Annotated in this window: 22 protein-coding genes; 11 read left to right on the forward strand and 11 right to left on the reverse strand. The window is 70.9% G+C overall.

Going from position 1 to position 21537, the window contains the following annotated elements; genetic code table 11:
- Window positions 1–92: 92 nt before the first annotated feature.
- The 3 genes from AB0J02_RS14925 to AB0J02_RS14935 form a co-directional block, all read right to left on the reverse strand.
- Window positions 93–1583 carry a glutamate synthase subunit beta gene (locus tag AB0J02_RS14925; protein WP_363194050.1) on the reverse strand — a complete coding sequence of 497 codons (1491 nt, stop codon included), beginning with the start codon at window positions 1581–1583 and terminating at the stop codon, window positions 93–95.
- A gap of 93 nt (window positions 1584–1676) precedes the next feature.
- Window positions 1677–2162 (reverse strand): anthrone oxygenase family protein, encoded by a 486-nt coding sequence (locus tag AB0J02_RS14930; protein WP_363194051.1) that lies wholly within the window; start codon window positions 2160–2162, stop codon window positions 1677–1679.
- Window positions 2163–2242: 80 nt separating this feature from the next.
- Window positions 2243–2941, reverse strand: a complete 699-nt coding sequence (locus AB0J02_RS14935; protein WP_363194052.1) for a DUF2293 domain-containing protein — start codon at window positions 2939–2941, stop codon at window positions 2243–2245.
- Window positions 2942–2986: 45 nt separating this feature from the next.
- Between AB0J02_RS14935 and AB0J02_RS14940 the strand changes: the two genes are divergently transcribed.
- Window positions 2987–3631 carry a uridine kinase gene (locus tag AB0J02_RS14940; protein ID WP_363194053.1) on the forward strand — a complete coding sequence of 215 codons (645 nt, stop codon included), beginning with the start codon at window positions 2987–2989 and terminating at the stop codon, window positions 3629–3631.
- Window positions 3632–3647: 16 nt separating this feature from the next.
- On the opposite strand, the gene AB0J02_RS14945 is transcribed toward AB0J02_RS14940, so the two are convergent.
- Entirely contained in the window at window positions 3648–4775 is a 1128-nt protein-coding gene (locus AB0J02_RS14945) for a magnesium and cobalt transport protein CorA (protein WP_363194054.1), read from the reverse strand.
- A 173-nt stretch (window positions 4776–4948) separates the two neighbouring features.
- On the opposite strand from AB0J02_RS14945, the gene AB0J02_RS14950 reads away from it, so the two are divergent.
- A complete protein-coding gene (locus tag AB0J02_RS14950; protein ID WP_363194055.1) occupies window positions 4949–5749 on the forward strand; it encodes a methyltransferase domain-containing protein in 801 nt (266 codons plus the stop codon).
- A 76-nt stretch (window positions 5750–5825) separates the two neighbouring features.
- On the opposite strand, the gene fdhA is transcribed toward AB0J02_RS14950, so the two are convergent.
- Complete coding sequence (fdhA, locus tag AB0J02_RS14955; protein WP_363194056.1) at window positions 5826–7052, reverse strand: formaldehyde dehydrogenase, glutathione-independent; 1227 nt, start codon at window positions 7050–7052, stop codon at window positions 5826–5828.
- 139 nt (window positions 7053–7191) lie between these two features.
- Window positions 7192–7455: a GlsB/YeaQ/YmgE family stress response membrane protein gene (locus AB0J02_RS14960; RefSeq protein WP_363194057.1), complete on the reverse strand. Its 264-nt coding sequence runs from the start codon at window positions 7453–7455 to the stop codon at window positions 7192–7194.
- Window positions 7456–7600: 145 nt separating this feature from the next.
- Between AB0J02_RS14960 and AB0J02_RS14965 the strand changes: the two genes are divergently transcribed.
- Window positions 7601–7987: a cupin domain-containing protein gene (locus tag AB0J02_RS14965; RefSeq protein ID WP_363194058.1), complete on the forward strand. Its 387-nt coding sequence runs from the start codon at window positions 7601–7603 to the stop codon at window positions 7985–7987.
- Window positions 7988–8032: 45 nt separating this feature from the next.
- On the opposite strand, the gene AB0J02_RS14970 is transcribed toward AB0J02_RS14965, so the two are convergent.
- Both AB0J02_RS14970 and AB0J02_RS14975 read right to left on the reverse strand, forming a co-directional pair.
- Window positions 8033–8605, reverse strand: a complete 573-nt coding sequence (locus AB0J02_RS14970; protein ID WP_363194059.1) for a methylated-DNA--[protein]-cysteine S-methyltransferase — start codon at window positions 8603–8605, stop codon at window positions 8033–8035.
- Window positions 8606–8649: 44 nt separating this feature from the next.
- A complete protein-coding gene (locus AB0J02_RS14975; RefSeq protein ID WP_363194060.1) occupies window positions 8650–9525 on the reverse strand; it encodes a glycerophosphodiester phosphodiesterase family protein in 876 nt (291 codons plus the stop codon).
- 272 nt (window positions 9526–9797) lie between these two features.
- Between AB0J02_RS14975 and AB0J02_RS14980 the strand changes: the two genes are divergently transcribed.
- From AB0J02_RS14980 to aroQ, 8 genes are all read left to right on the forward strand, one after another.
- Complete coding sequence (locus AB0J02_RS14980; protein WP_363194061.1) at window positions 9798–10649, forward strand: MHYT domain-containing protein; 852 nt, start codon at window positions 9798–9800, stop codon at window positions 10647–10649.
- Window positions 10650–10711: 62 nt separating this feature from the next.
- Window positions 10712–12847 (forward strand): excinuclease ABC subunit UvrB, encoded by a 2136-nt coding sequence (uvrB, locus tag AB0J02_RS14985; protein ID WP_363194062.1) that lies wholly within the window; start codon window positions 10712–10714, stop codon window positions 12845–12847.
- A gap of 204 nt (window positions 12848–13051) precedes the next feature.
- Entirely contained in the window at window positions 13052–13618 is a 567-nt protein-coding gene (locus tag AB0J02_RS14990) for a TerD family protein (protein ID WP_363194063.1), read from the forward strand.
- Between the two features lie 9 nt (window positions 13619–13627).
- Window positions 13628–15520: a TerD family protein gene (locus AB0J02_RS14995; protein ID WP_363194064.1), complete on the forward strand. Its 1893-nt coding sequence runs from the start codon at window positions 13628–13630 to the stop codon at window positions 15518–15520.
- A 250-nt stretch (window positions 15521–15770) separates the two neighbouring features.
- Window positions 15771–16760, forward strand: coding sequence for a TerC family protein (locus tag AB0J02_RS15000; protein ID WP_363194065.1), 990 nt, complete (start codon window positions 15771–15773; stop codon window positions 16758–16760).
- 130 nt (window positions 16761–16890) lie between these two features.
- Complete coding sequence (locus AB0J02_RS15005) at window positions 16891–17199, forward strand: hypothetical protein (RefSeq protein WP_363194066.1); 309 nt, start codon at window positions 16891–16893, stop codon at window positions 17197–17199.
- A gap of 70 nt (window positions 17200–17269) precedes the next feature.
- Complete coding sequence (locus AB0J02_RS15010) at window positions 17270–18370, forward strand: ionic transporter y4hA (protein ID WP_363194067.1); 1101 nt, start codon at window positions 17270–17272, stop codon at window positions 18368–18370.
- Between the two features lie 118 nt (window positions 18371–18488).
- Entirely contained in the window at window positions 18489–18962 is a 474-nt protein-coding gene (aroQ, locus tag AB0J02_RS15015; protein ID WP_363194068.1) for a type II 3-dehydroquinate dehydratase, read from the forward strand.
- A gap of 61 nt (window positions 18963–19023) precedes the next feature.
- Here the strand turns inward: aroQ and AB0J02_RS15020 are convergent, their stop codons facing one another.
- From AB0J02_RS15020 to AB0J02_RS15030, 3 genes are read right to left on the reverse strand one after another with little or no spacing between them, the layout of a single operon-like run.
- Window positions 19024–19773 (reverse strand): amino acid ABC transporter ATP-binding protein, encoded by a 750-nt coding sequence (locus tag AB0J02_RS15020; protein ID WP_363194069.1) that lies wholly within the window; start codon window positions 19771–19773, stop codon window positions 19024–19026.
- Window positions 19770–20651 (reverse strand): amino acid ABC transporter permease, encoded by an 882-nt coding sequence (locus tag AB0J02_RS15025; RefSeq protein WP_363194070.1) that lies wholly within the window; start codon window positions 20649–20651, stop codon window positions 19770–19772. Before AB0J02_RS15025 ends, AB0J02_RS15020 begins: the two co-directional genes overlap by 4 nt.
- Window positions 20648–21517: an ABC transporter substrate-binding protein gene (locus tag AB0J02_RS15030; protein WP_363194071.1), complete on the reverse strand. Its 870-nt coding sequence runs from the start codon at window positions 21515–21517 to the stop codon at window positions 20648–20650. Before AB0J02_RS15030 ends, AB0J02_RS15025 begins: the two co-directional genes overlap by 4 nt.
- Between the last annotated feature and the right edge of the window lie 20 nt (window positions 21518–21537).

Genomic DNA, 21537 nt, shown 5'->3' on the forward strand with positions numbered 1-21537 from the left:
GGGCACTGACCGGCGGGGGTTCTGCGGACGGGTCGCGGGCCGGACGGGGTGCGGGAGCGCCCCCGTCCACCGCACCCGTACGGCTCAGGGGCTCACGCCGTCATGGGCCGGTCGTGTGCCCCGATCGGCGCCGGAAGCTGCGTGGTGCCGGTCAGCCAGCGGTCCACGGCCGCGGCGGCGGCCCGCCCCTCCGCGATCGCCCAGACCACGAGCGACTGCCCCCGTCCGGCATCCCCGGCGACGAACACCCCCGGCACCTCCGTGCCGAAAGCGGCGGTGCGCGCGAGCCCGCCGCGCGGGGTGACGTCGAGCCCCAACTGCTCGACGAGCCCGCCGGCTTGACGCTCGGGGCCGGTGAAGCCGAGTGCCAGCAGCACCAGATCGGCGGGCAGTTCCCGGTCCGTGCCCGCGCGTGGCTGCCGCGCCGCGTCCACGCCGACCAGGTGCAGCGCCCGTACGTGCCCGTACGCGTCGCCGGTGAACCGCAGGGTCGACGCCGCGAAGAGCCGCGCGTCCGCGTCCGCGGAAGGTGCCGTCCTCAGCTCGCCCGCCTCCTCGTGCGCGGCGGAGAGCCGGTACAGCTTCGGGTACGTGGGCCACGGCTCGGCCTCTTCGTCGCGCACGTCGCCGGGCCTGCCGTAGATGTCCAACTGCGTGACGGACAGCGCCCCTTCACGCACCGCCGTGCCCAGACAGTCGGCGCCGGTGTCGCCGCCGCCGACGACGATGACGTGCCGGCCCGCGGCGCTCATCGGTGACGTGCCGAGGTCGCCCTCGCTCACCCGGCCGGCCAGCGGCAGATACTCCATCGCCTGATGGACGCCGGCCAACCCCCGCCCGGGCACCTCCAGTTCGCGCCAGGCTGTCGCCCCCGTGGCGAGCACCACGGCGTCGTACCGTGCCCGCAGCTCCGCGGCGCTGATGTCCCGGCCGATCTCCACCGACGTACGAAAACGCACGCCTTCTTCCCTCAACTGGCCGAGCCTGCGATCGAGTTGCCGCTTCTCCATCTTGAAGGAGGGGATTCCGTACCGCAGCAGTCCGCCGGGCCGCTCGTCCCGCTCGTACACGGCCACGGTGTGACCGGCCCGGGCCAGCTGCTGCGCCGCGGCGAGTCCGGCGGGACCCGAACCGACGACGGTGACCGTCCGGCCGCTCAGCCGGTCGGGCGGCCGGGCGGCCATGAGCCCGTCCTGCCAGGCCCGGTCGGCGATGGCCACCTCGACGTTCTTGATCGTCACCGCGGGCTGGTTGATCGCGAGGACGCAGCCCGCCTCGCAGGGGGCGGGGCACAGCCGGCCGGTGAACTCCGGGAAGTTGTTCGTGGCGTGCAGCCGCTCGCTCGCGGCCCGCCAGTCGTCCCGCGCCACCAGCTCGTTCCACTCGGGGATCAGGTTCCCCAGCGGACACGCCTCGTGGCAGAACGGGACCCCGCAGTCCATGCACCGGTCGGCCTGGGCGCCGACGATCGGCAGCAGTCCGCCGGGGACGTACACCTCGTCCCAGTCGCGGACCCGCTCCTCGACGGGCCGGCGCGGCGCCTCCTGCCGAGGCGTGGTGAGGAAGCCCTTGGGGTCGGCCATGGCCGTCTCCCTACGCAGTGGCCCTTTTCGCCACGATACGTCGGGATTGCACCAGGATGCGCGCCCAGTCGGCGCCGCCGCCCGGGCGGCGCCTCAGGTCAGGGCCAGTACGAACGACGCCGCCGCGGCGAGCGAGGCACCGCCCCGGACGTGGTTCCACAGCACCCACTCGCGCAGGTACGTGCGCCAGTACGCGGCGCTGCTCCCGGACTCCTCGTCACCGGCCAGCCCGGCGAGAGCCTCGTTGCGCGGGATGTTCGCCACGATCGTCACGCCGAACGAACCCGCGAGATACAGGGCGCAGCCCACCAGCAGCTCCACGGTGCCCTCGTCGGGCCACAACACGAACGTGACGACGGCGATCACCGCGCACAGCACGGCCGCGCCGAGAAAGACGACCATGAAAGCCGGGCTCACCGCGGCGACGTTGATGGCGTTCATCGCCGTGATGCCGCGCGCGGCGGGCAGCGCCCCGAGCCCGCGCATCACGAACGTGGAGAACGCGACGAACACCCCCGCGGTGACCCCGCACCACAGCGTCCCGAGCACGACGAGCACGAAATACGGTCCCTCGATCATCCCGATCCCCCCAGGGCCTGTCCGGTCCGTACGGGGATCATGCCGCAGAAACCCGGCCATGGGCAGCGCTTTCCCCGCGCTCAGGACGCGCCCGCCCGCCAGGCGTCCAGTACGGCCGCGACCGTTCCCGCCACCCGCAGCCGTGCCTCCTTCCAGGCCACCCCCTCCATCAGCAACCGGTCGTACGGAGTGTCCACGTGCCGTACCGCGGCCCGGACCGCCGCGGTCACCGCGCCCTCCGACAGCGCGCGCCCCGCGGCACTGCGCCCCACCCGGCCGCTGCCCCGCAGCCCGGCGTGCCCGGCGACGGCCGCCGCCCGGTGCGTCGGGCACCCCGGGAACAACCGCAGGATCTCCGCCGCGAACGCCGCTTGGAATCGCACGTCCTGCGCCGCCCGCCGCGCCGCGTCCCGCTCCCGCCGCCTGGCCCGCGCCTCGGCGTCCGCCAGGCAGCGCGCCTCGGCCCGCGCGAGCGCCGCCTCCTCGACGAGGACGCCCTGCCGCTCGTACCGCCCGCGGCGCCGGTGGAACCGCACCACGACCGCCGACAGCGCGCTCTCCTCCCGGGACCGCCGGGTCAACGCCGTGTCGCCGCGCGGCAGATACACCAGATGCGCCAGGTCGACGCAGTCCAGGCAGCGCGGCTGCCCGTCCGACAGCACCAGCAGGCCGAGCGGCCCCGTGCGACAGGCGCCGCACCGCCTGCGCCGCACCGGCTGGAAGACGAGCGGACCACGCACCGCGAGGGGCGAAGGGGACGGGGGCACCGCGCTGCTCATACGAACGTCATGCCCGCCGGGGCGCCCGCGCCACCGCCCGGCATCATGGATCGTGTGCGACTCGAAGCGATCACCTGGGAACGGCTCGGCGACGCCCTCGCCGAGCGCCTGCTCGACCTGGAACCGGCCGACGGCGGCGCCTGGCCGAAGGTCGCCTTCGACGGCGCCCCGGCCGCCCGCCCCGGCGACCTCGCGGCCCGCGTCGCCGAGGCCCTGCGCGTGCGCGGCCGCACGTCCGCGGTGATCGGCACGGAGGGTTTCCTGCGCCCGGCCTCCCTGCGCTACGAGTTCGGGCACCAGGACGAGGAGTCGTACTACAGCGGCTGGCTCGACACGGGAGCGCTCTGGCGTGAGGTGTTCGGCCCCCTCGAACCGGACGGGACCGGCCGTGTCCTGCCCGACCTGTGGGACCCCGCGACCGACCGGGCCACCCGCACTCCGTACGTCCGGCTGCCGCCCGGCGGAGCCTTGTTGCTGCACGGCCCCTTTCTGCTGAACCACTGGTTCCCGTTCGACCTGACGGTCCACGTGGGCCTGACCCCGGGCGCGCTGCGGCGCCGTACGCCCGAAACCGACCGGTGGACACTGCCGGCCTTCGCGCGCTACGACACCGAGACGGACCCCGGGGCCCGGGCCGACGTGCTGATCCGAGCGGACGACCCGCGGCATCCGGCCTGGTCACGGCGGTGACGTGGCGGCGGCCCGGTCAGAGCCAGCCGTTCCGCTTGAACCCCCGGTAGACGCCGACACAGATCGCGGCGATGACGGACAGCATGAGCGGATAGCCGAAGCGCCAGTGCAGCTCCGGCATGTGGTCGAAGTTCATGCCATAGATCCCGCAGCCCATCGTCGGCACGGCGACGATCGCGGCCCACGCCGTGATCTTGCGCATGTCCTCGTTCTGGGCGACCGTCACCTGCGCGAGATGGGCCTGCAGAATCGAGTTCAGCAGTTCGTCGAAGGCCGCTATCTGCTCGACCGCCCGCAACAAGTGGTCCGACACGTCACGGAAGTACGCCTGTATCTCGGGCGGTACGGCGGGGAACGGCCGCCCGGACAGTTCGAGGACCGGGCGGGACAGCGGCGCCACCGCCCGCTTCAGCTCGAGCAGTTCGCGCTTGAGCTGGTAGATGCGGCCCGGGTCGGTCCGCGCCCCGTTCTGCGCGAACACCTCCGCCTCGACCGCGTCGATGTCCGACTGGACCTCGTCGATCACCGTCAGATAGTCGTCGACCACACCGTCCGCGATCGCGTGCAGCACCGCGGCAGGTCCTTTGGCGAGCTGTTCCGGATCGGCCTCCAGGGCTTCCCGCACGAGTCCGAGCGAACCGTGCCGGCCGTGCCGCACCGTGATCACGAAGTCCCGTCCGACGAACACCATGATCTCGCCGGTGTCGACGACCTCGCTGGTCGCGGTGAGCTCCGCGTGCTCGACGTAACAGACCGTCTTCAGGACCGCGAACAGCGTCTGCCCGTACCGCTCGACCTTCGGCCGCTGATGCGCGTGGACCGCGTCCTCCACCGCCAGCGGGTGCAGGTCGAACAACTCGGCGATGTCCGCGATCTCCAGCTCGGACGGCTCGTGCAGCCCGAGCCAGACGAACCCCTCGTCCGACTTGCGCACCGCGCGCACCGCCTCGACGAGATCGCGGCCGCCCGTCTCGCGCACGCCCTCGCGGTACGTCACGCAGTTCACCACCGCGGAGCCGAGCGGGGAGCGCGCCGGGTGACTCAGATCCACCCGGGGCCGCCGTCGCGCCAGCCGCGCCACCTTCCGCAGCCCGCCCACCCCGCGCAGGCCACCGACCTTCCGCAGGTTGCCCGCCATCGACATGCTCGGCTCCTAGCGCCCGTTCCCGTACGTGCTCGTACCTGGTCGCCGCTCTGCCGTGAGGGCGACCCGGCCAGCCAGTCTGCCAGCGATCGCCGACAGCGCGGCAGGCCGTGCGCGGGCGTCAAACAGGGCAAATGAGCGGTATCGGGCAAGGAGGCTGGAATGATCGGCCCATGATGCGATCCGGCGGCCATGCCTATCTTCTCGACAATCAGCAGCCCGAGGCGGGGCGGCGCTTCGACGCCTTCTCGACTCTTTTCGACCCCACGACGTTCCGGCACATCGAGCGGTTCGGCATCGGCCCCGGCTGGCGCTGCTGGGAAGTCGGCGCCGGTGGCACCTCCGTGGTGTCGTGGCTGGCGCGGAAGGTCGGCCCGACCGGCCGGGTCCTCGCCACCGACATCGACACGTCCTGGCAGACCACCGCGCCGCGCACCCCCGTCGAGGTACGCCGGCACGACGTCGGCGCCGACGAGCCGCCCGCCGGCGGCTTCGACCTGGTGCACGCCCGGCTCGTCCTGGTCCATGTCCCGGACCGGGACAAGGCGTTGCAGTCCATGATCCGTGCCCTGCGCCCCGGCGGCCGCCTCCTCCTGGAGGACGCCGATCCCGCCCTCCAGCCGCTGCTCTGCCCCGACGAGGCAGGCCCCGAGCAGCAGTTGGCCAACCGGCTGCGCCACGGCTTCCGCGCCCTGCTCGCGGAGCGCGGCGCCGACCTGTCGTACGGCCGCAAACTCCCGCGCCTGCTCCGCGAGGCGGGCCTGCGCCAGGTCGAGGCGGACGCGTACTTCCCCCTGACGTCCCCCGCCTGCACGGCCCTGGAGACCGCGACGGTCGACCAGATCCGCACCTCCCTGACCGAGGCGGGCCTGGCCACGGACGACGAGATCGACCAGCACCTGGCCAACGTGGCCGGCGGCACGATGGACTTGGCGACGGCTCCGCTGATCTCGGCGTGGGGGAGGAAGGGGTAGGCGTGCTGACCCGCAAGTCGCCTACGGCGTACGGAAAGTGGGCTCCACGCGCGCGTGGAGCCCACTTTCCCCGGCCTCACACGGGTCGCAGCCCGCTGAGGGCCCCGTGCGGATCGAGGACGTACTTCCTGCTCGCACCCTGGTCGAACTCGGCGTAGCCGCGCGGCGCGTCGGCAAGGCCGATCACCGTCGCGTTGACGGCCTTGGCGATGTGCACGCGCTCGTGCAGGATCGCCATCATCAGGCCCCGGTGGTACTTCATGACGGGGCACTGCCCGGTCGTGAGCCGGTGACTCTTCGCCCAGCCGAGCCCGAGCCGCACCTTCAGCGTTCCGGTCCGCGCGTCCTGGTCGACGCCGCGCGGGTCGTCGGTGACGTACAGGCCGGGAATGCCGAGCGCGCCACCGGCCGTCGTGAGACCCATCAGCGAGTTGAGGACGGTCGCGGGCGCCTCGGGGGAGTCCGGGCCGTGCGCCCGCGCCTCGAAGCCGACCGCGTCGACCGCCGCGTCCACCTCGGGCACGCCGAGGATCTCGGCGACCTGGTCCTCGACGGTGCCCCGCGTCAGATCGACCGTCTCGCAGCCGAAACTCCGTGCCTGCGCGAGCCGTGCGGGGTTCAGGTCACCGACGATCACCACGGCCGCGCCGAGGAGTTGCGCGGAGGCGGCCGCCGCGAGCCCGACGGGCCCGGCCCCGGCGACGTACACCGTGGAACCGACCTCGGTGCCCGCGGTCACCGCGCCGTGGAAACCGGTCGGGAAGATGTCCGACAGCATCGTCAGGTCGAGCAGCTTCTCGCGCGCCTGCTCCGGGTCGGGGAAGCGCAGCGCGTTGAAGTCCGCGTACGGGACCATGACGAACTCGGCCTGCCCGCCGATCCAGCCGCCCATGTCGACATAGCCGTACGCCGCCCCGGGGCGTGCGGGGTTGACGTTCAGACAGATGCCGGTCTTGCGTTCCTTGCAGTTGCGGCACCGTCCGCAGGCGATGTTGAACGGCACCGAGACGATGTCCCCGACGTCCAGGAACTCGACGTCGGGGCCCTTCTCGACGATCTCGCCGGTGATCTCGTGGCCGAGGACCAGGCCCTCGGGCGCGGTGGTGCGGCCACGCACCATGTGCTGGTCCGAGCCGCAGATGTTGGTGGCCAGCACCTTGAGGACGACGCCGTGCCGGCACGTCCGGCCGACATTCGCGGACGCCACCCCCGGGCCGTCCTTCAGTTCGAGCGTCGGGTGGTCGATGGTCCTGACCTCCACCGCACCCGGCTTGAGATACGCGACTGCCCTGTTCCCGCTCATGCCCTGATCGCCGTCCCTTCGGCTCCGTGACTCGTCGTACGGCGGATGTTCCGGCTGTGCGCACGGCGGAGTCTGCTACCGAAACGGCGCTCTGAGGAGCCCTGGCGGACACGTTGCCCGAGGAGGCGCGGCGCGAGGCTCAGCGGCGGAGGCGGCCGCGGTCGAGCAGGGCGACACCGAGCGCCGCCAGGCCGATCTGGATCAGCCACTCGACCCAGTCCACGCCCTTGGTGTCGGCGACGCCGAAGCCCGCGGCCATCGCCGAGCCGAGCAGGGCCGCCACGATGCCGACGGCGACCGTCGCCAGGATGCCGATGCGCTGCCGGCCGGGCAGCGCCAGCCGGCCGAGCACACCGATGACGATGCCGATCACGATGGCGCTGAGTATGCCGGAGATCTCCATGCCGTCCTCCCGGAGAAATGTCGCCAAGTCGCTTTACACATCCACTCGGACGTCTGCCCCCCGACGGCCCGTCCAGTCGCGGCCGCGCACACGCTACGAGCCGTCCAGTGAGAGGAGAGGCGCAGGTCAACTACCGTGACCGCCCATGACCACGAACGACCGGCCAGCCGCCCCGCCCGCCCCGTCCACCGCTTCCTTCGCCGTCCGCGTCGCCGACGTCGAGCTGGAACCGGAGCCGCTCGACCCGGCCCGGATCGTCTCCGGCGACCCGGTCGTCAGCGGCGCGGTGCTGTGGGAGTCGGCCGACGGCAAGCAACTGCGCGGCATCTGGCAGATCACGCCCGGCGTCGTCACCGACACCGAGGCGAACGAGCTGTTCGTGGTCGTCAGCGGCCGCGCCACCGTCGAGGTCGAGGGCGGCGCCGTCCTCGACCTCGGCCCCGGCACGGCCGCAGTGCTCCGCGAGGGCGACCGCACGACGTGGACCATCCAGGAGACGCTGCGCAAGGCGTACTACATCACGCTGCCCTGAACTCCCGGGCAGACTCCGCCGGTCCGGCGATCGCGGACGAGCCCCTCAGAACAGCGGCTCGGGCAGCACCCCCTCCAACGCCAGCAACCTCCGCTTCGTCTCCAGCCCGCCCCCGAACCCGCCGATCCCCCCGTCACGCTCCACCACCCGATGGCACGGCACCACGACCGGCAGCGGATTGGCCCCCATCGCCGCGCCCACGGCCTGCGCGGCCCCGGGCTGTCCGACGCGTCCGGCCAGCTCCCCGTACCCCACGACCGCCCCGTACGGCACCCCGGACGCGAGCTCGCGCAGCACCTCCCGGTTGAACCCCGCGCTCAGCGACCAGTCGAGCGGCAGCGCGAAGTCGCGCCGCCGCCCGGCGAAGTACTCCGCCAGCTGACGCCCCGCCTCGACGAGCAGCGGCGCGTCCGGCGCCTCGGCCGGCTCGGCCCCGAACCGGGAGCCGAGCCGGCCGAGCACGTCGTCCCGCACCGCGTCGGTGGCGTGGAAGGCCACCTGCACCAGACCCTCGTCCGTCGCGGCGAGCAGCAGCGGTCCGATGTCGCTCGCCACGACGTCCCACACGACCCGCCGCGACGCGTCGGGTGCGCTCTCCTTCTGCCCAGTGGCGTTCATGCCGACCACGGTACGGCCGGGCACTGACAACGCCCCGGCGACGGTCAGTCGTCGAGGGCCTCGCGCACCACGTCCGGGTTGTTGGTGATGATCCCGTCGACGCCCTGTCCGGCCACCCGCTGCGTGGTCGCCGCGTCGTTGACCGTCCAGGTGTAGACCTCCAGGCGCTTGTGATGCGGCCCCTTGAGCGCGTGGACCGCGTTCACGTAGTCCGCGGAGATCGTCGAGTTGCTCGGGTTGATCTGGTCGGTGAACTTCGCGTACGCGGGCAGGTCGGCGACGGCCGGGGTGCCCAGGAACCCGGTCTTGATGTCCGGGCGCCGCTCGTGCACGGTCCGCACGCTGTCCGCGCTGAAGCTCTGGATGACCAGCCGGCGCTGGATGTGCGCCTTCCCCAGCCAGCCGTCCTTGCGGAGCTGCCGCAGGATCTGGTCCTCGATGCCCGGGTACAACTCGGGCGACTTGATCTCCATGAGCAGGTTCTGATGGTTGTGCGCCACCTGTAGCAGGTACCGGTGCAGTGTCGGGATCCGCGCGCCCGTGAACTCGGCGCCCTTCCAGCTGCCGGCGTCCAGCCTGGCGATCTCCGCGGCGGTGAAGTCCCCCACGTTCCACGGGGCGCGGCCGGGGAAGACCTCCTCGACGTTCGTGGTGCGCGCCAGAGTCGTGTCGTGGATGACGACGAGCGCGCCGTCCTTGGTGCGCTGCACGTCGTTCTCGACCCAGGTGAAGCCCAGGTCGTCCGCCTCGTCGACGGCTTCCAGGGTGTTCTCGGGGGCGTAGGCGGACGCGCCGCGGTGAGCGACGACCACCGGTCTGTGGTGCCCGGTGACGGCTTGCGCGGCGGTGGGCAGGACCAGGACACCGATGATGGCGGAGCCGGTCACGGAGGCCAGTGCGACTGCGGTGCGTGCGTACACGTCTGCTCCTCGTGCGTCGTGAGATCACGTACAAGCACGAGACTGACAGTCGGGAGTCAACGGAACACAGGCGAAGGATGGTCAGAGGTTGAACGGAGTTGTCCAACCGCGACCGACCCCGCGTCCGGCGCCGGAGTTCTTTGCCGGAAAATCGTTCGGACGTTCCTGTGTGCGCTTTAATCTCAGCCTCAACCGCGGCCACCCCCGTGGCCGTTGACAGGGGAACGAGCAGGACATCTCGGGCAACAAGTCAGGCGGAAGGGCTGCGGCGCATGCAGGGGACGGTCGACGGCTTCAGTTACGGACTGGTTACGCCAGTGGTGGCGTACTTCATGGCCTGCCTCGGAGGAGCTCTCGGCCTCCGGTGCACCACCAGGTCGCTGCTCGTGGCCAGCACATGGCGGGCCGGCTGGCTCGCGCTCGGCTCCGCCGCGATCGGCTCGGGCATCTGGACGATGCACTTCATCGCCATGATGGGCTTCAGCGTCGAGGGCATGCCGATCCACTACGACAAGGCGCTGACCTTCGCGAGCCTCGGCATCGCCATCGTGATGGTCGGCGTAGGTGTCTTCATCGTCGGCTACAAGGGCGCGACCGGCCCCGCGCTGTTCACAGGGGGCACGATCACCGGCCTGGGGGTCGCGTCGATGCACTACCTGGGAATGGCCGGAATGCGGCTTCACGGGACGATCGAGTACAACACCTTCCTTGTGGGCGCCTCTGTGGTGGTCGCCATGGTGGCCGCCACCGCCGCACTGTGGGCGGCCGTCCAGGTCCGCGGCATCCTGTGGAGCATCGGCGCGAGTCTGATCATGGGGCTCGCCGTCTCCGGTATGCACTACATGGGGATGGCGGCCGTCAGTGTCCAGACCCACGGCTCCGCCACCGGCTCGCCGGGAGGGGAATCGGCCGCCGGAATCCTCGCCCCGATGATGATCGGCCCCCTGTGCTTCCTGCTCCTGGCCGGCGTGGTCGTCATGTTCGACCCGCTGATGGTCATGGGCCGCCCCGACTGGCGTGACGCCCAGGAGGCCGCGGAGCTGGACGGCCGCTCACGCGCCGGAGTCCCGCGGCCCCGCCGCGCCCCCGACAGACAGTCGCCGCGCACCCCGCAGGGCTGGTGACGCGGCGGCCCCGGGAGGCCGATCGCGCCCCGTTGTCAGTGGTGGGTCGTACGGTTGATTCCATGCGGCCCGTATCCAAGATCGAACGCACGGTGGCACCCTTCGAGGTCGTCAGTCCGTACCAGCCCAGCGGTGACCAGCCCGCGGCCATCGCCGAGCTGGAAAAGCGCGTGCGCGCAGGCGAGAAGGACGTCGTCCTGCTCGGCGCGACCGGCACCGGCAAGTCCGCCACCACGGCGTGGATGATCGAGAAGCTCCAGCGCCCCACGCTGGTGATGGCACCGAACAAGACGTTGGCCGCCCAGCTGGCCAATGAGTTCCGCGAGCTGCTGCCGAACAACGCGGTCGAGTACTTCGTCTCGTACTACGACTACTACCAGCCCGAGGCGTACGTCCCGCAGTCGGACACCTACATCGAGAAGGACTCCTCGGTCAACGAGGAGGTGGAGCGCCTGCGCCACTCCGCGACGAACTCGCTGCTGACGCGGCGCGACGTCGTCGTGGTCGCCTCCGTCTCCTGCATCTACGGCCTCGGCACGCCGCAGGAGTACGTCGACCGCATGGTCCCCCTCAAGGTCGGCGCCGAGTTCGACCGGGACGAGCTCCTGCGCCGTTTCGTCGACATCCAGTACACGCGCAACGACCTGGCGTTCCAGCGCGGCACCTTCCGGGTGCGCGGCGACACCATCGAGATCTTCCCCGTCTACGAGGAGCTCGCGGTCCGCATCGAGATGTTCGGCGACGAGATCGAGCGGCTGTCCACGCTGCACCCGCTCACCGGCGAGGTCATCAGCGACGACGACTCGCTGTACGTCTTCCCCGCCTCGCACTACGTGGCGGGCCCCGAGCGCCTGGAGCGCGCGGTGAACGACATCGAGAAGGAGCTGGTCGAGCGGCTGACCACCCTGGAGAAGCAGGGCAAGATGCTGGAGGCCCAGCGGCTGCGCATGCGCACCACGTACGACATCGAGATGCTCCGCCAGATCGGCTCCTGCTCCGGCGTGGAGAACTACTCGATGCACTTCGACGGGCGCGAGCCCGGCTCCCCGCCGAACACGCTGCTCGACTACTTCCCGGACGACTTCCTCCTGGTCATCGACGAGTCGCACGTCACCGTGCCGCAGATCGGCGCCATGTACGAGGGCGACGCCTCCCGCAAGCGCACGCTCGTCGACCACGGCTTCCGGCTGCCGTCCGCCCTCGACAACCGCCCCCTGAAGTGGGAAGAGTTCCAGGAGCGCATCGGCCAGACCGTCTACCTGTCGGCGACGCCCGGGAACTACGAGCTCGCGCGCGGGGACGGCTTCGTCGAGCAGATCATCCGCCCCACCGGCCTCATCGACCCGGAGGTCGTCGTCAAGCCCACCGAGGGGCAGATCGACGACCTGGTGCACGAGATCCGTACGCGCACCGAGAAGGACGAGCGTGTCCTGGTCACCACACTCACCAAGAAGATGGCCGAGGACCTCACGGACTACTTCCTGGAACTCGGCATCCAGGTGCGGTACCTGCACAGCGACGTCGACACCCTGCGCCGCGTCGAGCTGCTGCGCGAACTGCGCGCGGGGGAGTACGACGTCCTGGTCGGCATCAACCTGCTGCGCGAGGGACTCGACCTGCCCGAGGTCTCCCTGGTGGCGATCCTCGACGCCGACAAGGAGGGCTTCCTGCGCTCCGGCACCTCGCTGATCCAGACCATCGGCCGTGCGGCTCGTAACGTGTCGGGGCAGGTCCACATGTACGCCGACAAGATCACGCCGGCGATGGAGAAGGCCATCGACGAGACCAATCGCCGCCGCGAGAAGCAGGTCGCGTACAACGAGGCGAACGGCATCGACCCGCAGCCGCTGCGCAAGAAGATCAACGACATCGTGGCGTCCATCGCGCGCGAGGACGTCGACACGGAGGAGCTGCTCGGCAGCGGCTACCGCAAGGGCGGCAAGGACGGAAAGGGCGCCAAGGCCCCCGTCCCCTCGCTCGGCAAGGCGGACACCGGCACGAAGAAGCGCGGCAAGGCCGAGCGGACCACGCCCACCGACCGTCCCGCGGCCGAACTCTCCGAGCAGATCGAGGAGCTGACCGAGCGGATGCGGACCGCGGCGGCGGGCCTGCAGTTCGAGATCGCGGCGCGGCTGCGCGACGAGGTGTCCGAAATGAAGAAGGAGCTGCGCCAGATGAAGGAAGCGGGCATCGCCTGACCGGGAGCGACGGGCGGGGCTGCGCGGCGTGTTGCAGGACCGCCACAAAATCCCGCCCGCGGTGGCGGCGTTGTCGGTGCCGCCCTCTAGGGTTTGGACCAGCCGCGCGCAAGCCGCGGTAACAGGGGACGGTTCGAGAGGGGACAGCACGTGACGGCCGATTCTGGCGGTTCCGCCGGTTTTTCCAAGGGGCCCGGCATCAGCTTGACCAAGGGTCAGGCCATCAGTCTGGAGAAGCAGGGCGGAGGCACCCTCACCGCCGTGCGCATGGGCCTCGGCTGGCAGGCCGCCCCACGGCGCGGCCTGTTCGGTACCCGTACGCGCGAGATCGACCTCGACGCGTCCGCGGTCCTCTTCGCCGACAAGCAGCCTGTGGACGTGGTCTTCTTCCGCCACCTCGTCAGCGACGACGGCTCGGTGCGGCACACCGGTGACAACCTGGTCGGCGGCGTCGGCCAGGGCGGCGACGACGAGGCGATCCTCGTCGACCTCGCGCGCGTCCCGGTCCACATCGACCAGATCGTCTTCACGGTCAACTCCTTCACGGGACAGACCTTCCAGGAAGTGCAGAATGCTTTCTGTCGCCTGGTCGACGAGACCACCGGCCAGGAGCTCGCCCGCTACACGCTCGACGGCGGCGGCCAGTACACGGCGCAGATCATGGCGAAGGTGCACCGGGACGGCGCCGGCTGGAAGATGACGGCCCTCGGCGCGGCGGCCAACGGCCGGACGTTCCAGGACCTGATGCCCGCGATCCTGCCCGGCCTGTAGCGGTCCACGATGGCGGCCGAACTGGTGAGGGGGCAGAACCACCCCCTCACCCAGACCCGTCTGGAAATCCGGGTGTCGGCCGGCCGGCCGGTCGTCGCGGGCGCCACGCTCGCCGACGACCGGGGCGCCGTCCGCGGTTCCGAGTACGTCGCCCACCCGGGCGCGCCCGCGCTGCCCGGCCTCGAAGTGCCGCGCCAGGCCGCGGCCGACCACCGCCTCGCCGTCGACCTGGACGCGATGCCGCAGGACGTGCACCGCGTCACCGTGCTGCTCGCCCTGCCGGTCGGTACCGGCGGGCCCACCCGGTTCGGCGCGGTGGCGGCCCCGTTCATCGCGGTCACCGGACTCGACGGCACCGAAGAGGCCAGCTACACGATCACCGACCTCGACACGGAATCGGCCGTCACCGCCCTCGAGCTGTACCGCAGAGGGGGCGCCTGGAAGGTCCGCGCCATAGGCCAGGGCTACGCCGACGGGCTCGCCGCCCTCTTCGCCGACCAGGGCGTGCCCGACGCCCGCGCGCTGGCCGGTGCCATCCATGACGCCGTCGCCCAGGGTCTGGCCCGCACGGTGGCGCCCCCGCCGCGACCGGCGGACGAGGCCCAGGTCCGCGCGGCGGCCACGGCGGGGCACGCCTCGGGCGCCCGGCCACCCGCCGCCGCCCCCGCCTCCGGCAGCGGCTCCGACAGCTCCATCGACTACACGCACCCGGGCCGCCAGGCGCCCCCGCCTCCCGTCACGGCACAACCCGCCGAGCCGGGCCGGCCCGCCGCGCCCGTCGCGGGCGACGCGACCGGCTGGAGCATGGAGGAGCGGCTCTACAACCAGGTGTGGGGCATGTTCGAGGATCTCGCCCGCACGACGGCCGCCTACCGCAGCGCCGTCGACTTCGCCGACTCCCGCATGGAGCGGGAGCTCGATCAGGTGCTCTCCGACCCGCGCAGCCGCGTCGGCGGCCGGGCGGACGCCGCTCGGGAGGCCGCCGGAGCCAAGCACAGCGCCCTCGTCGACCGGGCGCGGGAAGCCCTCGACCGGGACCTGGCGCAGCTCGTCGCCGAGTCCGAGGTCGTCGAACCGGCGCTCCCCGCGCCCTACGCGGGCTGGGACAACCCGTGCTGGCACGCCTACCGCAGCCCCATGGAGCTCCCCATGGCCGTCCGCCTGGGCGACCTGCGGCTGCCCGAGAGCGAGAGCGCCGGCCTGCGCATCCCGATGCTCGTGCGGCTGCCGCTGGAGCGCGGCCTGTGGATCGACGCGGGCACCTCCGACGCGGAGGCCCTCGTGGACGCCGAAGAACTGCGGGCCCGGGCCGCCCGCACCGCGGTCGAGCTCGCGGCGCGGCTGCTGGCGGCCTATCCGGCGGGCGAGTTCAGCGTGCATGTCGTCGACCCCGGGGGCACGGCGGCGGGCGCGCTCGCCCCGCTCGTCGACGCCGGGGTGCTCGCCGGTCCCGTGGCGGTGGGAGCGGCGGGCGTCGCCGAGACGCTGACCCGGCTGACCGAGCGGGTCGACCTCGTCCAGATGGCGGTCAGGAACGGCATGGCCGACGCCCTGCCGGACGACCTGGACGTCGCCGAGCAGCTGCTGATCGTGCACGACTTCCCGCACGGCTTCGACGACCGCGCCGTGACCCGGCTGCGCTACCTCGCGGACGAGGGCCCGCAGGTCGGAGTGCACCTGATGCTGGTGGCCGACCGGGAGGACGCCGCCGAGTACGGGCCGCTCCTTGATCCCCTGTGGCGTGCGCTGCTGCGCCTGACGCCGGTGCCCGACGATCACCTGGCCGACCCCTGGGTGGGACATGCGTGGACCTACGAACCGCCGCCGGTCCCGTACGGCAGCGCGGTCCTGAGCCAGGTTCTCGCGGAGGTGTCCAGAGCCCGCAGGGAGAGAGGCCTTTGACTTACACACGCCCCTGAACTGCACACTTGAGATGTTCTTTACCTAACCCTTTACCTTTCATGGGTCTTTCCAGTACTCTTCTTGACGCGGAGGGGAGTACTCCCATACGCGGTGTTCCCGTCAATACGGACGACCCGGCCCGATGGCCGTCGATCCCGGGGCACCGGCCCGAGGCGCGTCAGGCGCCCGGGTGGAGGAGACCTCCGGCAGCGACGACGCTGATCAGTAGCCGTACGACGCCGGAGGCGCAGTGGACGTATCGATGACCCTTTGGGTACTCACCATTCTTGGTCTGGGTGCCCTGATCGCGGTCGACTTCTTCATCGGGCGCAAGCCCCACGACGTATCCATCAAGGAAGCCGGAATCTGGACCGTCGTCTGGATCGCGCTCGCCGCGCTCTTCGGAATCGGCGTGACCATCTGGGGCAGCAGCCAGGCCGGCGGCGAGTTCTTCGCGGGCTTCATCACCGAGAAGTCGCTCAGTGTCGACAACCTCTTCGTCTTCATCCTGATCATGGCGAAGTTCTCGGTGCCGACCCACCTCCAGCAGCGCGTGCTGCTGTTCGGCGTACTCATCGCCCTCGTACTGCGGGCGATCTTCATCGCGGCGGGCGCCGCGGTCATCGCCAACTTCTCGTGGGTCTTCTACATCTTCGGCGCGTTCCTCATCTACACCGCCTGGAAGCTCGTCCAGGAAGCGATGTCGGACGACGAGGAGGAGGAGTTCGAGGAGAACCGCCTCCTGAAGTCCATCGAGAAGAAGTTCGGCGTCGCCGACCGGTACCACGGCACGAAGCTCTTCATCCGGGAGCACGGCAAGAAGATCATGACGCCGCTCCTGGTCGTCATGCTCGCCATCGGCATGACCGACGTGCTGTTCGCGATGGACTCGATCCCCGCGATCTTCGGCCTGACCCAGGACCCGTACATCGTCTTCACGGCCAACGCGTTCGCCCTGATGGGCCTGCGCCAGCTGTACTTCCTCATCGGTGGCCTGCTCAAGAAGCTGGTCCACCTCAGCTACGGCCTGTCGGTGATCCTCGGATTCATCGGCGTGAAGCTGGTCCTGCACGCCCTGCACGAGAACGGTGTGCACGTGCCGGAGATCTCCATCCCGGTCTCGCTCGCCGTGATCTGCGGCGTCCTGATCGTCACCACGATCACCAGCCTCATCGCCTCCAAGAAGCAGGCCGAGCGGGAAGCGGCCGAAGCGGCTCAGAAGGACAGCATCGGGGCCTGACGGCATCGGGCGTAGGAACAATCAGCACCGGGGGCGCCCGCGGCTCATTGCCGCGGGCGCCTTCCGGTGCTTGCTTGTGCCCTGAGCGCGCCCCGGCCCCGGGCGCGCCGGCCCGGCGCGGGAGGACCCCATGAGCCAGAAGTTCGCCCAGATCGTCGACTTCGAGACCCGGCGCTTCGACGAGCTGAAGAGCCTGCTCGGCCGGTTCGAGCAGGAGATGGCCGGAGAGTCCGGCGGCCCCACCCACCGCATCCTGCTCCAGGACCGTGAGCAGCCCGGACGCTATCTCGCGATCATCGAGTTCGCGTCGTACGACGACGCGACGCGCAGCAACGAACGCCCCGAGGTAGCCCGGCTGAACGAACAGCTGACAGCGCTGTGCACCAAGCCACCGGCCTTCATCAACTGCGACGTCAAGGACGTGCGCGAGCTGAAGTGAGGCGCTGCGCACGGGCCCTGACACGGCGCCGAAGTCGCGCCCCCGCCCCGCCGCGGGCACCATCGAAGGCATGATCACCAGACTCCGGGCTCTGGCCACGCGCTGGACCGTCGCCGTCCCGGTGCTGGCGGTCGTCCTGCTCGCGTGCACGTGGGGGCGCGACCTGCCGGGCGTCCTGGTCGCCGTCGTGTCCGTCGTCCTCGCCGGCTCCGTCCTCGCGGCCGTGCACCACGCGGAGGTCATCGCCCACCGCGTCGGCGAACCGTTCGGCTCGCTGGTACTGGCCGTCGCCGTCACGATCATCGAGGTCGCGCTCATCGTCACCCTGATGGCCGACGGCGGCGACAAGAGTTCCACCCTCGCCCGGGACACGGTGTTCGCCGCCGTGATGATCACCTGCAACGGCATCGTCGGCATCAGCCTGCTCTCGGCCGCACTCCGCCACCGCGTGGCGGTCTTCCAGTCCGAGGGCACGGGCGGCGCCCTCGCCACCGTCGCCACGCTCGCCACCCTCTGTCTGGTCCTGCCGACCTTCACGACCAGCAAGTCCGGCCCGGAGTTCTCCACCTCCCAGCTGGTCTTCTCGGCCGTCGCCGCGGTCGTCCTGTACGGGCTCTTCGTCGCCACCCAGACCGTGCGCCACCGCGACTACTTCCTGCCGATCACCAAGCACGGCGAGGTCATTGACGCCGACGACCACGCCGGTGCGCCGACCAACCGCACCGCCCTGACCAGCCTCGGACTGCTCGCCCTCGCCCTCATCGCGGTCGTCGGCCTCGCCAAAGGCGTCTCGAAGACGATCGAGCACGGTGTGGAGGCCGCGGGCATGCCGCAGGCCGTCGTCGGCGTGATCATCGCGCTGCTCGTGCTGCTCCCGGAGACCATCGCGGCGCTGCGCGCGGCCCGCCGCGACCGCGTGCAGACCAGCCTCAACCTCGCGCTCGGCTCCGCGATGGCCAGCATCGGACTGACGGTGCCGGCGGTCGCCATCGCCTCGTTCTGGCTGTCCGGACCGCTCGTCCTCGGGCTCGGCGCCAATCACATGGTGCTGCTCGCGCTGACCCTGATCGTCAGCACCCTTACGGTCGTCCCCGGGCGGGCCACCCCTCTACAGGGCGGCGTGCACTTGGTGATTCTCGCCGCATACGTAGAGCTCGCCGTCACGCCCTGACAGGGAGGGAACGGTCGGTGCGTACGAGGCCGCCTCCAGTGGTCGAGACAGGTCCCGGCCGCCCGCGGCGCCCGTGATAGACCCTCAAGGAGCATCCGCCCGACGTACGGAGGTCCTTGTGCCGCACACCCTCGCCACCGCGCCGATCCTGGTCCTGAACGGCCCGAATCTGAATCTCCTCGGCAAGCGGCAGCCGGAGATCTACGGTCGCGACACCCTCGCCGACGTCGAGACGCTGTGCGTCAAGGCGGCCGCCGCCCACGGCGCCACGGTGGACTTCCGGCAGTCCAACCACGAGGGCGAGCTGGTCGACTGGATCCACGAGGCGCGCGAGCACCACGTCGGCATCGTGATCAACCCGGCCGCCTACTCGCACACGTCCGTGGCGATCCTGGACGCCCTCAACACCTGCGACGGGCTGCCCGTGGTGGAGGTCCACATCTCCAACATTCACCAGCGCGAGGAGTTCCGGCACCACTCCTACGTGTCGCTGCGCGCCGACGGCGTGATCGCCGGATGCGGCGTGCAGGGCTACGCGTTCGGGGTGGAGCGGGTGGCGGCCCTGGCCGCGCCGGGCGCCGCGGAAGCGTGAAGCACTGCGGAAACGCACGGCAGCGCGGAAGCGCAAGGCACCGCGGAAGCGAAAAGCGCGCCTACAGGCGTCCCGCGTCCACGATCCGTCGCAGGAACTGTCGCGTACGTTCCTGCCGCGGGTCCCCGAACACCGCTTCCGGGGCGCCGCGTTCGAGAACCACCCCGCCCTCCAGGAAGCACACCTGGTCGGCGACCTCACGGGCGAAGCTCATCTCGTGGGTGGCCAGCACCATGGTCATGCCCTCGTCCTTCACGTCGCGTACGACATCGAGGACCTCGCCCACCAGCTCCGGGTCCAGGGCCGCGGTGATCTCGTCGAGGAGCAGCAGCCGGGGCCGGACGGCAAGAGCCCGCACGATCGCCGCACGCTGCTGCTGGCCGCCGCTGAGCCGGTCCGGGTACTCCAGGGCCTTCTCGTGGAGCCCGAGGCGCTTCAGCAGCCCCCTGGCCCGCTCCTCGGCCTCCTCCCGCGCGACGCCGTGCACCCGGCGCGGCGCGAGCGTGACGTTCTCCAGGACCGTCATGTGCGGGAACAGGTTGTACGCCTGGAAGACCACGCCGATCCGTCGCCGCACGGCGTCCGCGTCCGTACGCGGGTCGGTGATCTCCTCGCCGTCCAGCCAGATCGCCCCGTCGTCGATCTCCTCCAGCAGGTTGGCGCAGCGCAGCAGCGTCGACTTGCCCGAACCGGACGCGCCGATCAGCGCGGTCACGGTGTGCGGGGCCACCTCCAGATCGACATCGCGCAACACCACCGCGTCGCCGAACGTCTTGCGCACGGACTCCATCCGCAGCACGGGCCCGGTCATACGAGACCTCCTTGTGCCCGGCGCCGGTCCATCCGGGCCGTCACCCAGTCGGTGAAGCGGGTCATGGGGATGGTCAGAGCCACGAAGACCAGACCCGCGACCACATAAGGCGTGTAGTTGAAGTCCTTGCCGGCGATGATCTGCGCCGCGTACACGGCGTCCACCGCACCGCCGATCGACACGAGACCGGTGTCCTTCTGGAGCGACACCATGTCGTTCAACAGAGGCGGCACCACGCGGCGTACCGCCTGCGGCAGCACTACGTAGCGCAGCGTCTGCCGGTTGTTGAGCCCCAGGGAGCGCGCGGCGGCCCGTTGCGAAGGGTGGACCGACTCGATTCCCGCGCGGAACACCTCGGCCACGTAGGCCGCGTACGTGAGGACCAGGGCGACGCCGCCCAGGACGACCGGGTCGGTGGTCACCCCTTGGAGGCGCAGAGCCGGCACTCCGAAGATGACCATCAACAGGCAGATGATGAGCGGCAGTCCACGGAAGAAGTCCGTGTAGGCCGTGGCCAGGGCGCGCAGCGGGAAGAACACGGGGCCGCGCAGGGTCCGTGCGAGAGCGAGCAGCATCCCGAGGACGAGCACGCACGCCCCGCACACGAACAGGAGCCGCACGTTGAGCCAGAGCCCCTCCAGGACCTGCGGCAGCGCCACGCGCGCATAGTGCGCACTGAAGAAGGTCTCCTTCGTGCGCTCCCAGCCGGGGGAGTTGACGATGACGACGAACAGGACCGCGCCGGTCACCAGAGTGCTGAGTGCGGCAAGACCGGTCGCCCTCCGTGCGCGCGTGCGCTTGTAGCGCTCGCGCGCCGTGCGCCGCTCGGAGGGGACGTACGTGCCTTCGGCGGCGGACGTCTTCTTCAGGACGGTCACTTGAGCACCGGGGCATCGACGGCGTCCGACAGCCACTTCTTCTCCAAGGAGGCGAGTGTGCCGTCCTTACGGAGGGCATCCACGGCGCCCGTCACGCACGACGTCAGCTCGCTCTCCTTGTCGAGGACGAGACCGAACTGCTCCGGAGACCCGGCCGTGTTCTCGAACTGCCCCACGACCTCGGCGTCGCTGACCTCGGCGCCGGTGATGTAGAACGCGGTCGGCAGGTCGACCACGATGGCGTCCACCTGGCCGTTCTTCAGAGCGGACTTGGCGAAGTCGTTCTTCTGGTAGACGGCCGGCTTCTGGGCCGGCTTCACGAGGTCGTCGATGAAGTCCAGGCTGGTGGTGCCCACTTGGGCGCCCAGCTTCACGTCCTTCAGGTCGGCGACGGACTTCGCCTTCGCGGCCTTGGACGACTTCAGGGCGACGACGGCCTGCCGCACGTCGTAGTAGCCGGACGAGAACGCCACGGCCTTCTTGCGGGCGTCACTGATCGACACCTGGTTGATGTCGAAGTCGAACTTCTTCGCTCCCGGGGCGAAGGAACTGTTGAACGGCACGGTCTGCCACGTCACGTGGTCCGTGCCGTAACCGAGCCGCTTCGCCACGGCGTACGCGACCGCCGACTCGAAGCCCTTGCCGCTGGACGGGTCGTCGTCCTCGAACCAGGGCGCGTAGGCGGGCTTGTCGGTGCCCACGGTGAGCTTCCCGGAGGTCACCGTGGACAGCTTGCCGGGAGCGCAGGAGGCGGCCGTGGCGGGCTTGTCCGCGGCCTCCTTCTCGGGCTCGGGGGCGCAGGCCGCGGCGGCGAGGACGACGGCGGAGCAGACGGCGAGAAGCGCGGCGCGGTGGGCGAGAGGCATGGCGGGAGACTGACAGCGCA

The sequence above is a fragment of the Streptomyces sp. NPDC050264 genome, assembly GCF_040655895.1.
Classification (GTDB): domain Bacteria; phylum Actinomycetota; class Actinomycetes; order Streptomycetales; family Streptomycetaceae; genus Streptomyces.

Excerpts from the sequence above, each read along its gene's own strand:
- AB0J02_RS14940 (WP_363194053.1), top strand. The coding sequence starts at position 2,987 with ATGGATCGTGTGCGACTCGAAGCGATCACCTGGGAACGGCTCGGCGAC.
- AB0J02_RS14965 (WP_363194058.1), top strand. The coding sequence starts at position 7,601 with ATGACCACGAACGACCGGCCAGCCGCCCCGCCCGCCCCGTCCACCGCT.
- AB0J02_RS14925 (WP_363194050.1), bottom strand. The coding sequence starts at position 1,583 with ATGGCCGACCCCAAGGGCTTCCTCACCACGCCTCGGCAGGAGGCGCCG.
- AB0J02_RS15020 (WP_363194069.1), bottom strand. The coding sequence starts at position 19,773 with ATGACCGGGCCCGTGCTGCGGATGGAGTCCGTGCGCAAGACGTTCGGC.
- AB0J02_RS15010 (WP_363194067.1), top strand. The coding sequence starts at position 17,270 with ATGATCACCAGACTCCGGGCTCTGGCCACGCGCTGGACCGTCGCCGTC.
- AB0J02_RS15030 (WP_363194071.1), bottom strand. The coding sequence starts at position 21,517 with ATGCCTCTCGCCCACCGCGCCGCGCTTCTCGCCGTCTGCTCCGCCGTC.
- fdhA (WP_363194056.1), bottom strand. The coding sequence starts at position 7,052 with ATGAGCGGGAACAGGGCAGTCGCGTATCTCAAGCCGGGTGCGGTGGAG.
- AB0J02_RS14945 (WP_363194054.1), bottom strand. The coding sequence starts at position 4,775 with ATGTCGATGGCGGGCAACCTGCGGAAGGTCGGTGGCCTGCGCGGGGTG.
- uvrB (WP_363194062.1), top strand. The coding sequence starts at position 10,712 with ATGCGGCCCGTATCCAAGATCGAACGCACGGTGGCACCCTTCGAGGTC.
- AB0J02_RS14995 (WP_363194064.1), top strand. The coding sequence starts at position 13,628 with ATGGCGGCCGAACTGGTGAGGGGGCAGAACCACCCCCTCACCCAGACC.
- AB0J02_RS14935 (WP_363194052.1), bottom strand. The coding sequence starts at position 2,941 with ATGAGCAGCGCGGTGCCCCCGTCCCCTTCGCCCCTCGCGGTGCGTGGT.
- AB0J02_RS14970 (WP_363194059.1), bottom strand. The coding sequence starts at position 8,605 with ATGAACGCCACTGGGCAGAAGGAGAGCGCACCCGACGCGTCGCGGCGG.
- AB0J02_RS14960 (WP_363194057.1), bottom strand. The coding sequence starts at position 7,455 with ATGGAGATCTCCGGCATACTCAGCGCCATCGTGATCGGCATCGTCATC.
- AB0J02_RS15005 (WP_363194066.1), top strand. The coding sequence starts at position 16,891 with ATGAGCCAGAAGTTCGCCCAGATCGTCGACTTCGAGACCCGGCGCTTC.
- AB0J02_RS14930 (WP_363194051.1), bottom strand. The coding sequence starts at position 2,162 with ATGATCGAGGGACCGTATTTCGTGCTCGTCGTGCTCGGGACGCTGTGG.
- AB0J02_RS14980 (WP_363194061.1), top strand. The coding sequence starts at position 9,798 with ATGCAGGGGACGGTCGACGGCTTCAGTTACGGACTGGTTACGCCAGTG.
- AB0J02_RS14950 (WP_363194055.1), top strand. The coding sequence starts at position 4,949 with ATGATGCGATCCGGCGGCCATGCCTATCTTCTCGACAATCAGCAGCCC.